This is a genomic window from Arthrobacter sp. 147(2020), from assembly GCF_013116715.1.
Lineage (GTDB): Bacteria > Actinomycetota > Actinomycetes > Actinomycetales > Micrococcaceae > Arthrobacter_D.
The window spans coordinates 26,906-39,252 of record NZ_JABFOM010000024.1 but is presented as its reverse complement, the minus strand read 5'-3'; the positions used below and the strand labels follow the sequence as shown (position 1 = coordinate 39,252).

General features: G+C 66.5%; 14 protein-coding genes and 1 tRNA gene. 14 read left to right on the top strand and 1 reads right to left on the bottom strand.

Annotated features, from left to right (window positions below; translation table 11 throughout):
- Positions 1-21 precede the first annotated feature (21 nt).
- The 14 genes from HMI58_RS13975 to HMI58_RS14985 all read left to right on the top strand — a co-directional run bounded on the left by HMI58_RS13975 (position 22) and on the right by HMI58_RS14985 (position 12,126).
- Positions 22-1,206: a flagellar hook protein FlgE gene (locus HMI58_RS13975; protein ID WP_171620600.1), complete on the top strand. Its 1,185-nt coding sequence runs from the start codon at positions 22-24 to the stop codon at positions 1,204-1,206.
- Between the two features lie 91 nt (positions 1,207-1,297).
- A complete protein-coding gene (locus HMI58_RS13970) occupies positions 1,298-1,585 on the top strand; it encodes a flagellar FlbD family protein (RefSeq protein ID WP_318779226.1) in 288 nt (95 codons plus the stop codon).
- 3 nt (positions 1,586-1,588) lie between these two features.
- Positions 1,589-2,380 carry a MotA/TolQ/ExbB proton channel family protein gene (locus HMI58_RS13965; RefSeq protein ID WP_171620598.1) on the top strand — a complete coding sequence of 264 codons (792 nt, stop codon included), beginning with the start codon at positions 1,589-1,591 and terminating at the stop codon, positions 2,378-2,380.
- Positions 2,377-3,168, top strand: coding sequence for a flagellar motor protein MotB (locus HMI58_RS13960; protein ID WP_171620596.1), 792 nt, complete (start codon positions 2,377-2,379; stop codon positions 3,166-3,168). The genes HMI58_RS13965 and HMI58_RS13960 overlap by 4 nt, the downstream gene beginning before the upstream one ends.
- A gap of 232 nt (positions 3,169-3,400) precedes the next feature.
- On the top strand, positions 3,401-4,309 hold the full coding sequence (locus HMI58_RS14990; RefSeq protein WP_318779227.1) for a flagellar motor switch protein FliM: 909 nt from the start codon (positions 3,401-3,403) through the stop codon (positions 4,307-4,309).
- Entirely contained in the window at positions 4,306-5,010 is a 705-nt protein-coding gene (gene fliN / locus HMI58_RS13950; protein ID WP_171620594.1) for a flagellar motor switch protein FliN, read from the top strand. Before HMI58_RS14990 ends, fliN begins: the two co-directional genes overlap by 4 nt.
- Positions 5,011-5,646, top strand: coding sequence for a flagellar biosynthetic protein FliO (locus HMI58_RS13945; protein ID WP_171620592.1), 636 nt, complete (start codon positions 5,011-5,013; stop codon positions 5,644-5,646). It abuts the gene before it with no gap.
- A gap of 95 nt (positions 5,647-5,741) precedes the next feature.
- Complete coding sequence (gene fliP, locus HMI58_RS13940) at positions 5,742-6,533, top strand: flagellar type III secretion system pore protein FliP (RefSeq protein ID WP_318779231.1); 792 nt, start codon at positions 5,742-5,744, stop codon at positions 6,531-6,533.
- Positions 6,530-6,805, top strand: coding sequence for a flagellar biosynthesis protein FliQ (gene fliQ, locus HMI58_RS13935; RefSeq protein WP_026551948.1), 276 nt, complete (start codon positions 6,530-6,532; stop codon positions 6,803-6,805). The genes fliP and fliQ overlap by 4 nt, the downstream gene beginning before the upstream one ends.
- Before the next feature lies 1 nt (position 6,806).
- Positions 6,807-7,565 carry a flagellar biosynthetic protein FliR gene (locus HMI58_RS13930; RefSeq protein WP_318779228.1) on the top strand — a complete coding sequence of 253 codons (759 nt, stop codon included), beginning with the start codon at positions 6,807-6,809 and terminating at the stop codon, positions 7,563-7,565.
- A complete protein-coding gene (locus tag HMI58_RS13925; RefSeq protein WP_171586128.1) occupies positions 7,565-8,671 on the top strand; it encodes an EscU/YscU/HrcU family type III secretion system export apparatus switch protein in 1,107 nt (368 codons plus the stop codon). The genes HMI58_RS13930 and HMI58_RS13925 overlap by 1 nt, the downstream gene beginning before the upstream one ends.
- The gene (locus HMI58_RS13920) at positions 8,671-10,722 is read left to right on the top strand and encodes a flagellar biosynthesis protein FlhA (protein ID WP_171620588.1); all 2,052 of its coding nucleotides are present in this window, start codon (positions 8,671-8,673) and stop codon (positions 10,720-10,722) included. The genes HMI58_RS13925 and HMI58_RS13920 overlap by 1 nt, the downstream gene beginning before the upstream one ends.
- Positions 10,697-11,737, top strand: a complete 1,041-nt coding sequence (locus tag HMI58_RS13915) for a hypothetical protein (protein WP_171586126.1) — start codon at positions 10,697-10,699, stop codon at positions 11,735-11,737. Before HMI58_RS13920 ends, HMI58_RS13915 begins: the two co-directional genes overlap by 26 nt.
- Positions 11,738-11,760: 23 nt before the next feature.
- A complete protein-coding gene (locus tag HMI58_RS14985) occupies positions 11,761-12,126 on the top strand; it encodes a carbon storage regulator (protein ID WP_171586125.1) in 366 nt (121 codons plus the stop codon).
- Between the two features lie 107 nt (positions 12,127-12,233).
- On the opposite strand, the gene HMI58_RS13905 is transcribed toward HMI58_RS14985, so the two are convergent.
- A tRNA-Thr gene (locus HMI58_RS13905) sits at positions 12,234-12,309 on the bottom strand.
- Positions 12,310-12,347: the final 38 nt, after the last annotated feature.

Sequence of the window (12,347 nt, the reverse complement as noted above, 5' to 3'; positions counted from 1 at the left end):
CTCCTCTCGAAAGGCCCTCCCATGCTGCGTTCGCTCTACTCCGGAATCTCCGGTCTCCGCTCCCACCAGACCATGCTCGACGTCACCGGCAACAACATCGCCAACGTCAACACCACCGGGTTCAAGGCATCCTCCGCCCAGTTCCAGGACACCCTGTCGCAGCTCACCCAGGGTGCCGGCGGACCCCAGCAGGCGGTGGGCGGAACCAACCCGGCCCAGATCGGCCTCGGGGTGCAGGTGGCGGGAATCTCCACCAACTTCGCCCAGGGGTCAGCCCAGGCAACCGGGCGGGCCACCGACATGATGGTCGCCGGTGAGGGCTTCTTTGTCACCCAGTCCGGTGGCGAAACCACCTACACCCGTGCCGGTTCCTTCGACTTCGATGCCGACGGCCGGTTGGTCTCACCGGACGGGGCCATCGTCCAGGGCTGGGGAGCGGTCAACGGCCAGGTCGCCGGAGGCGGCATCGGCGACATTACCGTGCCGCGGGAGGCCATCTCCGCTCCCGTCCGGACGACGACGGCCAGCGCCACCGGCAACCTTCCCTCCGACGCCGTTGACGGCACCGAGGTCGTCCAGGACGTGTCGGTCTTCAACGCGGCGGGCGAGGAACGCACCCTGTCGCTCACGTTCACCAAGAACGGGGACGCCTGGAACGTCGTCGGGCAGGACGAGGGTGAAGCCGGGGTCCCGGCGACCGGAAACGGCACCCTGACCTTCGACGCCAACGGCAACGTGACCGGAGGCGGAGCCCTGCAGGTCGGTGGCATCACCGTCGACCTGGCAGCGGTCACGGGTGTGGCCGAACTGTCGACCATTTCCCTGGCCGAGCAGAACGGCCGGTCCGCCGGCACCCTCGAATCGTTCAGCCTCGCGCCCGACGGCACCCTGATCGGCTCCTTCACCAACGGCGGCCGGGAGCCCCTCGGCCGGATTGCCCTCGCCAACTTCGTGAACCCCGGCGGACTGGAGAAGGCTGGTGGATCGTCCTACCGCGCAACAGTGAACTCCGGTGAACCAGCAGTGGGCGCCCCCGGCGCCGACGGCCTCGGGGAAGTGGCGGGAGGGATGCTGGAAATGTCCAACGTCGACCTTTCCCAGGAATTCACCAACCTGATCGTCGCCCAGCGTGGGTTCCAAGCCAACGCCCGGATCATCACCACCTCGGACGAAGTGCTCCAGGAACTGTCCAACCTGAAGCGCTAGATTTTCCGCTCCACTGAACTGAATAACACCAACGGCGGCCCCGAACCCTTACGAAAGGGCCGGGGCCGTCGATATGTACTACAAACGGCCGGTGACGGCCCCAATCTTGAGGAACCGGCCGATGATCGTCGTCACGCACCTGAATGGGTCGCAGTTCGCGATCAACCCCGATCTGATCGAGAAGATCCACGCCAACCCGGACACCACCCTGTCCATGGTGGACGGGTCCTTCGTGATCGTGCGCGAGCCGCTCGAAGAAGTGATCGAGATCATCCGCGGGTACCGCGCTTCTGTACTCCGCATGGCCCGGGATCTGCCGGATCCCCCGCAACCGGTCGCCAAGCTCGCCGCCGTCCCTCCTCGTCCAACAGGAAAGTAACCCATGGATCCGGCAACAATTATCGGCATTCTGCTCGCGTTTGGCTCCCTCTACGCGATGATCTTCCTGGAGGGCGCCCACGTCCAGTCGGTCCTGCTGCCCGCCCCCATGATCCTTGTGTTCGGTGCCACCATTGCCATCGGCCTGGCCTCGTTCACCATGAGGGACACCATCTCGTCGTTCAAAGCCGTCGGACCCGCCATCAAAGGCAGCAAGATCAACCTTGATGAGACGGTCCAGGAGTTGGTTGGGTACGCCGAGACTGCCCGGTCCGAAGGTCTGCTCTCCCTCGAGCAGAAGGCCAACGAGGCCAAGGACCCGTTCCTGAAGAAGGCACTGCAGAACATTGCAGACGGTACCGACGGAGATGACCTCCGGACCATGATGGAAGACGAGATCGCCACCAAGAACAAGACGGGCCGGGGCAACTCAAAGTTCTTCGCCGCACTGGGTGGATATGCACCGACGGTCGGCATCGTTGGCACCGTGGTGTCCCTGACCCATGTCCTGGAAAACCTCAACAAACCGGACGAGCTCGGCCACATGATCGCGGCCGCCTTCGTCGCCACCCTCTGGGGCCTACTGTCGTCGAACTTCATCTGGCTACCGATCAGCAGCCGCATCGGTCGCCTGAACGAACTGGAGGTCGACAAGATGAACCTTCAGCTCGAAGGAATCATGGCCATCCAGGAAGGTGCCCAGCCAATGCTGCTCACTGAACGCCTCACCGCCCTGGTTCCCCCGGGCAAGGCGGCCAAGGCAAGCAAAGAGAAGACCGAGAAAAAAGCAGCATGAGCAGGCCCCGAAGGAAGGCCGAACCGCCTGAGGAGTTCCACGTCGACGAACGCTGGGCCGTCTCCTACGCCGACATGGTCACCGTCCTGATGTGCCTGTTCATCGTGCTCTTCGCCATGTCCACAGTGGACCAGGCAAAGTTCGAGCAGCTGCGCAATTCACTCGCCACCGGTTTCGGGCAGGTCGAGGTTGGGTCAATCGACACTGCCGAGGGGGTAGTAGTCCCCGCAGAGCTGGTCAACCAGGACCTGGAGGGCTTGTCCGACCTTGAGCTGGCTGCCCAGGAGGTCGACGACCTGCGCGAGATCCAGCGCCGGATCGATGAGGGACTGCGGGAGAACGAGCTGCAGGAGTCAGTGCGGTTCGAACTGGATGAGCGGGGTCTGACCATCCGGTTGATCAGCTCCGAGACATTCTTCCTGCCGGACCGGGCCGAACTCACCGAACGGACCGGTCAGGTCCTCGACTCGATCGGGCCGGTGTTGGCCAGCATCGACCGCGGCGTCTCAGTGGAGGGCCACACCGCCAAACTGCCCGAAACCTTCCTCGCACCGCGTGACTGGGAGCTGTCCACTGAACGGTCGGTGAACGTCCTGCGGCACCTGGTGGAACAGGGGGGAGTCCCTGGCCCGAGCATCGCCGCCGTGGGCTACGGCGAGACCCGTCCGCTCGCTCCGGGTGTCACCGAGGAGGACTTGAAGCTGAACCGGCGGGTCGACATCGTGGTGCTCTCGGATGAGTCCGAGGCCGTCCGGGAGCTGATCCCCGAGGTCGCGGCCGGCACCTGACCGACCGCGCTGGGGCACCCCGGCTTCACCCGGGGTCCCGTGGAGCCAGAAACGGCCCCCGCAGCAAGACCCGCCGCGTGCAACCGGCGGGTCTTGCCGCAGGGGCCGTTTCTGCGCTGGGGCCCGCGGGTGAGGGCCGGACCAGGGCTGAATCCGCCGTCTGGCCGAAGGTTTCCGAGTCGTGACCTAAGTCTTCCTAACGGGACGCCATCAGGTGCCGATAGTTGCTGCTGTGACGGTCCAGGAACACCTTGTAATTGGCGTGCCCGCAGCGGCGGGACGCCAGGTGGATGTCTATGACTTCCGCCGCCCCACCACGCTGGCCCGTGAGCATTCCCGGGTGCTCGAACTGGCTTTCGAGACCTTCGCGCGGCAGTGGGCCACCCAGCTGACCGCCAAGGTGAGGGTCATCTGCCAGGTCACGTCCGAGCACGTGATGATGCAGTCCTACAACGAGTACGCTGCCTCCCTCCCGCACACCACCGCAATGGTGCTCTGCTCGATCGAGGACCTCGTGGCCAAGGCGGTGATCCAGTTCCCGACGTCGGCCGCCCTGTACTGGATCGACCACATGCTCGGCGGCCACGGCACTTCCGCAGCCCAGGATCGCAAGTTCACGCAGATTGAGCAGTCGCTGGTGCACCGCCTCATGGACGACGGGCTGGAAGGGCTGCACTACTCGTTGGGGTCACTGCTCACCCGGCACATGACCGTCGACGCCATCCACTACAACTCCCAGTTCGCCCAGGCGGCGCCCACCGCCGACCTGATGATCGTGGCGGGCTTCGAGATCCGGGTCGGGGAGAGCAGTTGCCGTGCCACGGTGGCCATCCCCGCTGACCTCCTGATTCCCCAGCTCGGTGAGGCGAACCCCGCCTCGAACAGCGACGACGCGGGCGAGTTGATCCAGGCACAACTGGCCAACGTGCCGGTAGAGGTGGCGCTGCAACTTGCCCCCGTCACGGTCAAACCCGGCAGGATCCTGGACCTTGCCGTCGGAGATGTTCTGCCCCTGCCCCACCCGCAACACCGGCCGCTGAACGTCATGGTCAACGGCAACTGGCTGGCCCACGCCGCGGCAGGGGTCAACGGCTCACGCCTGGCCTGCGTCGTTGTGAACACCGAGGAGAAATCATCATGATCACCACCAACCCTTCCCAGGCCGCAGCCGACGCGCTCGCCGAACTGCTGCCGACCTCGGTGCCGGTCCGGGCTGTCAAGAGCAGCGTCCACCAGATGCCGGCAGGCCTTGCCACGGCGGCAACCTCGGGGTCCTTTGTCGGGGCAACCTCGGCCGACGTTGCGCTGGTCCTCCCCGCGGGCAGTGTCCCGGTGGAGGCCGCAGGAACCGACTCGCCGCTGGTGTCCGCGGCCGAGGTTCTCCGCCCCGCCCTTGAAGCAGCGACCGCAGTTCTCGGTGCCGGTGTCCTCGGGGACACCCGCACCGACGATGCGACGGCGCTGTTCGCCGACCCGGAGGCTACCGTCTTCGAGCTCACCGCCAACGGCCGGCCGCAGGGCTGGTTCGCGATTCGGGTCCGGACCGGTGCCGCCAAGTCCGCCGGTGGTCCCTTTGCGGGCAGCACCGCTGCCGGGAAGCTGGGTCGGATCAACAACGTGGAAATGTCGATGACTGTCGAGATCGGCCGCACCCGGATGTCAGTCCGCGACGTCCTCGACCTGGAGCCCGGCGGAGTGATCGAACTCGACCGTTCCGCCGGCGCCCCCGCCGATGTGCTCCTCAACGGCCGCCTCATCGCCCACGGCGAAGTAGTGGTCGTCGACCAGGACTACGCAGTCCGGATCACCCGGATCCTCGACGTCGCTGAGGGATCCTTCTAGATGGACGCCGTGGTCCTCGGGCTGAGGGTCCTGCTGTCCCTCACCGTCGTGCTTGGACTGCTCTGGTACCTGCACCGCAAGGTGTCCCGGTACAACCGGACAGGGAACAAAGCTGATCCGGTAACCGTGGTGACCCGGCAGGGCATCAGCCCCAAGGCCTCGGTCGTGATGATCGAGGCCGAGGGCAAGCGCTTCCTGCTCGGCGTGACCGACCAGTCGGTGAACGTCCTGCACACCAGCACAGCACCGGGGCTCGTCTCTGTGCCCCCGCTGGCCGATAGCGACACCGACGACGACGGCCGCACACATCGCAGCGACCGGCAGACCGTCGAGAGTACCGACGTCGGCGGCGCCACGTTCGCCCGGGTGTTGAGCCTCGCCACCGCCAGCGCTGACAAGGGCACCGACCGGGCGGCCCGGCGTCGTGCTGGCACCCACCCCATCGCCGAGACGGTGCCCCTGGGACAGGGACCGACCACCCGCGCCGACCTGAAACGGTCCGGCCGACGTGCCGCCCGTCCGGTCGCCGCCCACACTTCTACACCCCGCCCCGCGTCGCCGCTGGCCGGTTCCATCCTGTCGCCCGATACCTGGAAGCAAACCGCCGCTGCGCTCCGGCAGGGACGGACCGGGTGAACCACGCCGTCCCCACCGGACGGTCTCCCCACAGCACCGGTCCAGGAGTCCCGGCGCGTCAGCAGTCCGGCGCTGCCCGCGTGGCAGTCGTCGTCGTGCTCACGGCCCTGCTGGTCGTCCTGATCCCGTTGCTGACCTCGATTGCTGCGTATGCCACCCCGATCGACCCGCTGCCGCCCGTTGACCCGGTGGACCCCGTGGCACCCGAGGACTCCGATGGCCTGTCGGTGGAGATCAACGGGGTCAACGGTGGTCCCAGCGGGGCGATCGTCACCCTGTTGGGCATCACCCTGCTCTCGGTGGCTCCTGCCCTGCTGCTGATGATGACCTCGTTCACCAAGATCTTCGTGGTGCTCGCCATGACCCGCAACGCCCTGTCCCTGCCGTCCATCCCGCCGAACCAGGTGCTCGCCGGGCTGGCGCTGTTCCTGTCGCTGTTCATCATGGCCCCGGTGCTGACCGAGATCAACAACCTCGCGGTCCAGCCGTTCCTGAACGGTGACCTGCTGCTCGGCGAGGCGGCCGACGTCGGCTCGGACCCCCTCCGCACGTTCATGCTTGGCAACACCCGCGAAGAGGATCTGGCCCTGATGACCCGCGCCGCAGGCCAGGAGAACCCCGATGATCCGACGGCAGTGCCTTTGTCCACCCTGATCCCGGCCTTCATGATCTCGGAGCTGCGCGCTGCGTTCATCATCGGGTTCGTGATCTTCGTGCCGTTCCTGGTCATCGACCTGGTGGTCTCCGCGGCCCTGATGTCCATGGGCATGATGATGCTCCCGCCGGTGATGATCTCCCTCCCGTTCAAGATCCTGCTGTTCGTCCTTGTTGACGGGTGGGGGCTGATCATCACTTCGCTGATCGGCAGTTACCAGGTGGTCGGATGAACACGAGCGCCGTCCTCGACATCGGGCTCCAGGCGATCTGGCTCGCCGCCAAGCTTTCCGCGCCGATTCTGATCACCGCGCTGGTGGTCGGTTTCGCCATTTCACTGCTCCAGTCGATCACCCAGATTCAGGAGGTCACCCTCTCGTTCGTGCCGAAGGCAGCGGCGGTGGCGGTCGCCCTGCTGGTCTGTGGGCACTGGATGATCTCGGAGATGGTCTCCTTCACCCAGGAGATGTTCGAAAAGATCCCCGGCCTCCTGATGGGCGGCTGACGTGGAGGTGGTCCTGGACCAGGGCCGCATCGAAGCGACAATGCTCGCCGGGGTGCGGATGATCGCGTTCCTGGTGATCGCCCCGCCGTTCTCCTACAACGGCATCCCTGCGCGCATCAAGGCCATGCTCGCGATCGGACTGGCCCTGGCGGTGTCCGCGCAGGTCTCGGAAGGCTACGAGTCCCCAGGCACCGCCGGCTACATCACCGCGCTCATTCTCGAACTGGTGGTCGGAGCCGCCCTGGGATTCCTGGTGCTCGTGGTGTTTTCGGCCATCCAGGCAGCAGGCAGCCTCATTGACCTCTTCGGCGGGTTTTCGCTGGCCCAGGGGTTCGACCCACAGTCGATGGTGAACGGGGCCCAGTTCACCCGGCTCTTCCAGATGACAGCCCTCGCCCTGCTGTTCGCCTCCGACGGCTACCAGCTGATCATCGCCGGGCTCACCCGCACCTTCAGTGCGCTGCCGATCGGCGGGGGGATCGACCTGTCCTCACCGGTCGAGGCCATCACCGGGTCCGTGACGAACATGTTCCTCGCCGCCGTGCAGATCGCCGGTCCACTGATCGTCATCCTGTTCCTGGCCGACGTCGGACTGGGGCTCCTGACCAGGGTGGCGCCCGCGCTCAACGCGTTTGCCCTGGGGTTCCCGCTGAAGATCCTGGTCACCCTGCTGCTCGCAGCCACGTTGTTCGTCGCACTGCCGCGGATCGTTTCGACCCTGGTCGATAACGCGGTACGCCTGGTGATGGGGGTGGGGTAATGGCTGACAGTGCCGAGGAAAAGACCGAGGACGCCACCCCGAAACGGATGAAGGAGGTCCGGTCCAAGGGCCAGCTCTCTAAGTCGGAGGACTTCACGGCCTGGATCGGGGTGGGGGCAGCAGCGGTGATGATCCCGTCCACCATCGCGCGGGCCGCCGACGCCGGCACGGACCAGGTGTTCACCTTTCGGGCCATCATCGCGAACCCCGAGCCCGCCCGGGCCGTCCAGGCGCTGGTCGACGGGCTGGGTTCCCTCGCGGACATCCTCATCCCCTTCCTTACCGTGGTGGTGGTGGCAGTGCTCGGGACCGCCGCGCTGCAGGGCGGTATCAACTTCAAGAAGTTCCGTGGGAAGTTCGAACAGTTCAACCTGCTGGCCGGCGTAAAAAGGACCTTCGGGGGCCAGGCCCTCTGGCAGGGAGTCAAGGCGCTACTGAAGACGGCGGTGGTCGGCACCGTCCTGTGGCTGGTGGTGCAATCGCTGCTGCCCGTCCTGATGTCCTCGGGCGGGATGCCCGTCTCCGCGCTCCTCGCCGCAGGGTCGGGCGGCGCGGTCACGCTGCTGCAGTCAGCCGTCGTCGCCGGTCTTGCCCTGGCGGCCCTGGACGTCCTCGTGGTGCAGCGGCGGAACCGCAAGAAGACCCGCATGACCAAGAAAGAGGTCAGGGACGAGAACAAGAGCGCCGAGGGTGACCCGCTGATCAAATCCCAGCGCCGGTCCCGCCAGTTGGCCATGAGCAGGAACCGGATGATCGCCGCCGTCGGCGACTCCGACGTGGTGCTGGTCAACCCCACCCACTTCGCGGTGGCCCTGAAATACGAGCCGGGGAAGTCGGCACCCCGCGTCGTCGCGAAGGGGGCGGGGATCATGGCGGCCCGGATCCGCGAGGAAGCCGAAACCCGCCGGGTGCCGCTGGTCAAGGACGTGCCCCTGACCCGTGCCCTGCACGCCGCCTGCGAGCTGGGGCAGGAGATTCCCGCCGACCACTACAACGCCGTCGCCCGCGTCCTCGCCTTTGTCATGTCACTGAAGACCCGTGGTTCCATCAGGGGCCACCACACACTGCCACCCGTAGCCACTTCCACCTCCAGCGGAGCGTACTGATGAACCGGTCACTGTCGAAACTCTTTGTGCCCATCGGTGTGGTCGGCATCATCATGCTGCTGGTGGTGCCGATCCCGGCACCGATGCTCGATGTGCTGATCATCGTTAACATCCTGCTCGCCCTGGTGATCCTGCTGACCACCATGTTCGTGCGCAAGCCGCTGGACTTCTCAGTCTTCCCGTCGCTGCTGCTCGTCGCCACGCTGTTCCGGCTCGGCCTGAACGTCGCCTCCACCCGCTTGGTGCTCGGTGACGGGTACGCCGGTCAGGTGATCGAGGCGTTCGGCCACGTGGCGGTGGGCGGTTCACTGATCATTGGCGCGGTGATCTTCCTGATCCTCATCGTTATCCAGTTTGTGGTGGTCACCAAGGGTGCCGAACGGGTGGCGGAAGTGGGCGCACGGTTCACCCTCGACGCGATGCCCGGCAAGCAGATGGCCATCGACGCTGACCTGAACGCAGGATTGATCACCGACATCCAAGCACGGGAACGCCGCGCCGAGGTCTCCGCCGAGGCCGACTTCTACGGCGCGATGGACGGTGCCTCCAAGTTCGTCAAGGGCGACGCGATCGCAGGCCTGATCATCATCATCATCAACGTCATCGGTGGCATCGCGATCGGCATGCTGCAGCGAGGCATGGCCATCGGCGACGCCGTCAACACCTACAGCCTCCTCACCATCGGCGACGGTCTGGTCACCCAGATCCCGGCCCTGCTGATGGCGGTCTCCACCGGCATGATCGTCACCCGATCCAACGCCGAGTCCGACTTGGGATCCACCGCCTCCGCCCAGCTCGGCCAGTCACGCACTGCCCTGCGGATCGCTGGCGGTGCAGCAGTGGTGATGGCCCTGATCCCCGGGATGCCGGTGATGCCGTTCGTGCTGGTGGGTGCGGGGCTGATCTTCATCGCCCAGCGGATCAAGAAGGACGACGACGCCAAACGGGAGAGCGACGACGCCGCCGCAGCCGCGCTCGCGGCTCCCAGCGGGACGGACACCACCGAGGAGCTCATCGAACAGATGCGGGTCCACGCCCTCGAAATCCTCCTTGCCCCGGATCTTGTGGACGTGGTGACCGGATCCTCGGACGACCTGCTGGGTCGCGTCAGGGCGCTCCGCCGAAAGATCGCGCTGGACCTGGGCGTGGTGGTTCCGCCGGTCCGCACCCGGGACAGCCTTGACCTGCCGCCGGCCACCTATGTCATCCGAATCGCTGGCGTCGAGGCGGGACGTGGTGAGGCTCCCCGGGGGAAGGTCCTCGCGCTGGGCGACAACCTTGCCTCCCTGCCGGGTACGACTACTGTGGAGCCGGTCTTCGGGCTGGCCGGCAAGTGGATCCCCGCCGAGCTGCGGCACAACGCTGAGATGACCGGCGCAACGGTGATCGACCGGGTGTCGGTTCTGGTCACGCACCTGTCCTCGATCATCACGGGGAACGCCGCGCGGCTGCTGACCCGCGAGGACGTGCGGGTGCTGACCGACGGGGTCCGCGAGGTCAGCCCCTCCGCAGTGGAAGAACTCATCCCGGGGATGCTCTCCCTCGCCGAGGTACAGCGGGTCCTCCAGGGCCTGCTCGCCGAACAGATCCCCATCAACGACCTCCCACGGATCTACGAGTCCCTTACCCTGCGGGCCAAGGTGTCGGCGGAACCCGAGGGGCTGATCGAAGCAGCCCGCCACGCTCTGGGCCCGGCGCTGACCGCTCAGTACCAGGACGGGAACCTGCTGCGGGTGATCATGATCGACCCGCTGCTGGAACAGTCGATGCTGGAGGGGCTGCGGCCCTCCGACCAGGGCAGCCAGATCCTGCTGGACGCAGCGCGCACCGAAGCGGTGCTCACCTCGGTGAAGGACGCCGTCGCTGCAGCCGAAGCCAACGGCCACTCGGCCGTGCTGGTATGCGCACCCGCCTTGCGCCCAGCGATCCGCCGGATGGTGTCCGCGCCGTCGGGCGGGCTACCTGTCCTCTCCTACCAGGAAGTCACCAGCGCCAACGTGAATATCGAGACAGTGGGTGTGGTGCGTGGAAACGCAACGATTTCGTCTTAGAGGACCTTCCCTGGAGGCACTGCGCTCGCAGGCGTTCGCCGAGCACGGCCCGGAGGCGCGCATTACCTCGGCCGAACTGGTTACCATCGGCGGGATCCGCGGCTTCTTCGCCCAGCGGCACTACGAGGTGACGGTCGAGGTACCCCCGATGCTTCAGGTTCCTCCTCGCACCGGGCGGCGCAGCGCCGGCCGCCCCGCCCCCGCGCCGCGCAGGGAGTCGGGGATCGCCGCACTGCTGGCGGAGGCCGACGATGCCGAAGCCTCCCTGCACGGTGTCCAGATGCCGGAGCCGCTGGTGTCGACCGACAGCAATCTCTTCGCCGCCCTGATGGACGATCTCATCTTCAACACTGACGCGGCAACAAAGGTCACGGCGAAGCAGCCGTCGCCGGTCCCGATCCCGTCTCCGGCGACCCGGCCGGGGGACCTGACGGTCGTCGTCGGGCTGGGTGCTGATCCCCTGGGGGTGGCCCGGTCGATGGCTGAGGAACTGGTGGCAGACCGTCATCGCCGGTCTGCGGTGCGGGCACTGGGCGACCCGGGGGCCGGTTCGGGGTTCGGCGGCGCTGGCGCGACTGCGTCGGCCGGGTTTGAGTCCCGTGGACGCCGCGCCGCTGGGGACAGCGGAGCCGACGACGCCCTCGGGGGTTCCCGTGGCGGCCAGGTGACCGACCGGATGGCAGCTGCGGCGTTGCGTGCCGCGGGAGTGGAGGGTGGCTTCCCGGTGTTCGTCGCCGTCGGGCTGGAAGCGGTGGGGCAGGGAGCCAGTGGGAAACATGGTGCGAGCCTGGCGACCGTCGCAGCGTTGGGCGCCGATCAGGTGTGGATTGTGGTGGACGCCAGCCGCAAGCCCCTGGACACGGCGGCCTGGGTGACCGAGGTGGCCGACGAGGTCAGCGTGACCGCTCTGGCGGTGGTGGCTACCGCGGCAACATCGTCCCCGGAGAGCGTGAACACGCTCGGAATTCCGGTGGGCTGGGTGGACGGGCGGCGCGCCAGCTCGCCGGTGCTGTGACCGTGCTGGGATAGAGTACAAGGGTGCTGGTGCTAACACGCAAAATAGGGGAGCAGATCCTGATCGGGGACGACATTGTTGTCACCGTGCTCGATTCGCGCGGCGAAGGAATCCGGATCGGCATCGATGCGCCCCGGGGAGTGAAGATCCAGCGGGAGGAAGTGCTGCGCGCCGTCGTCGAGGCCAACCTTGCCGCCGCCCAGCCCGATCCCGAGGCCGAAGCGCGGATCAAGGCCCTGCTGGGGATGACTGCTGCACCCGCGGCGCCGAATGACGCCGAGCAGGCCCGGGCGAAGCCTGCCGAGACTGGGGCTGAGCCGGCCGATGCTGAGCGAACCGAGGCGAAGTCTGACCCGAAAGACGCACCGAAACCGGGCGAGTCCGCCTAAAACCCGTTTTGGTGAGGAACCTGGACATCGGTTAGATGCATTTCACTCACGAATGTCCACCTTGCTGACGCGTGTCCAGCTTGCTCACGGTTTCCCGGTTAAAAGAGTGGAGCCTCCTGCCAGAGTCGAACTGGCGACCTTCTCATTACGAGTGAGACGCTCTACCGACTGAGCTAAGGAGGCTAAAGCTTCACGGGACACGCTTCAGCGCGGCCCAATCC

Coding starts and splice junctions, on each gene's coding strand:
- HMI58_RS13975 (WP_171620600.1), top strand. CDS start 22: ATGCTGCGTTCGCTCTACTCCGGAATCTCCGGTCTCCGCTCCCACCAG.
- HMI58_RS13965 (WP_171620598.1), top strand. CDS start 1,589: ATGGATCCGGCAACAATTATCGGCATTCTGCTCGCGTTTGGCTCCCTC.
- HMI58_RS13960 (WP_171620596.1), top strand. CDS start 2,377: ATGAGCAGGCCCCGAAGGAAGGCCGAACCGCCTGAGGAGTTCCACGTC.
- fliN (WP_171620594.1), top strand. CDS start 4,306: ATGATCACCACCAACCCTTCCCAGGCCGCAGCCGACGCGCTCGCCGAA.
- HMI58_RS13945 (WP_171620592.1), top strand. CDS start 5,011: ATGGACGCCGTGGTCCTCGGGCTGAGGGTCCTGCTGTCCCTCACCGTC.
- fliQ (WP_026551948.1), top strand. CDS start 6,530: ATGAACACGAGCGCCGTCCTCGACATCGGGCTCCAGGCGATCTGGCTC.
- HMI58_RS13925 (WP_171586128.1), top strand. CDS start 7,565: ATGGCTGACAGTGCCGAGGAAAAGACCGAGGACGCCACCCCGAAACGG.
- HMI58_RS13920 (WP_171620588.1), top strand. CDS start 8,671: ATGAACCGGTCACTGTCGAAACTCTTTGTGCCCATCGGTGTGGTCGGC.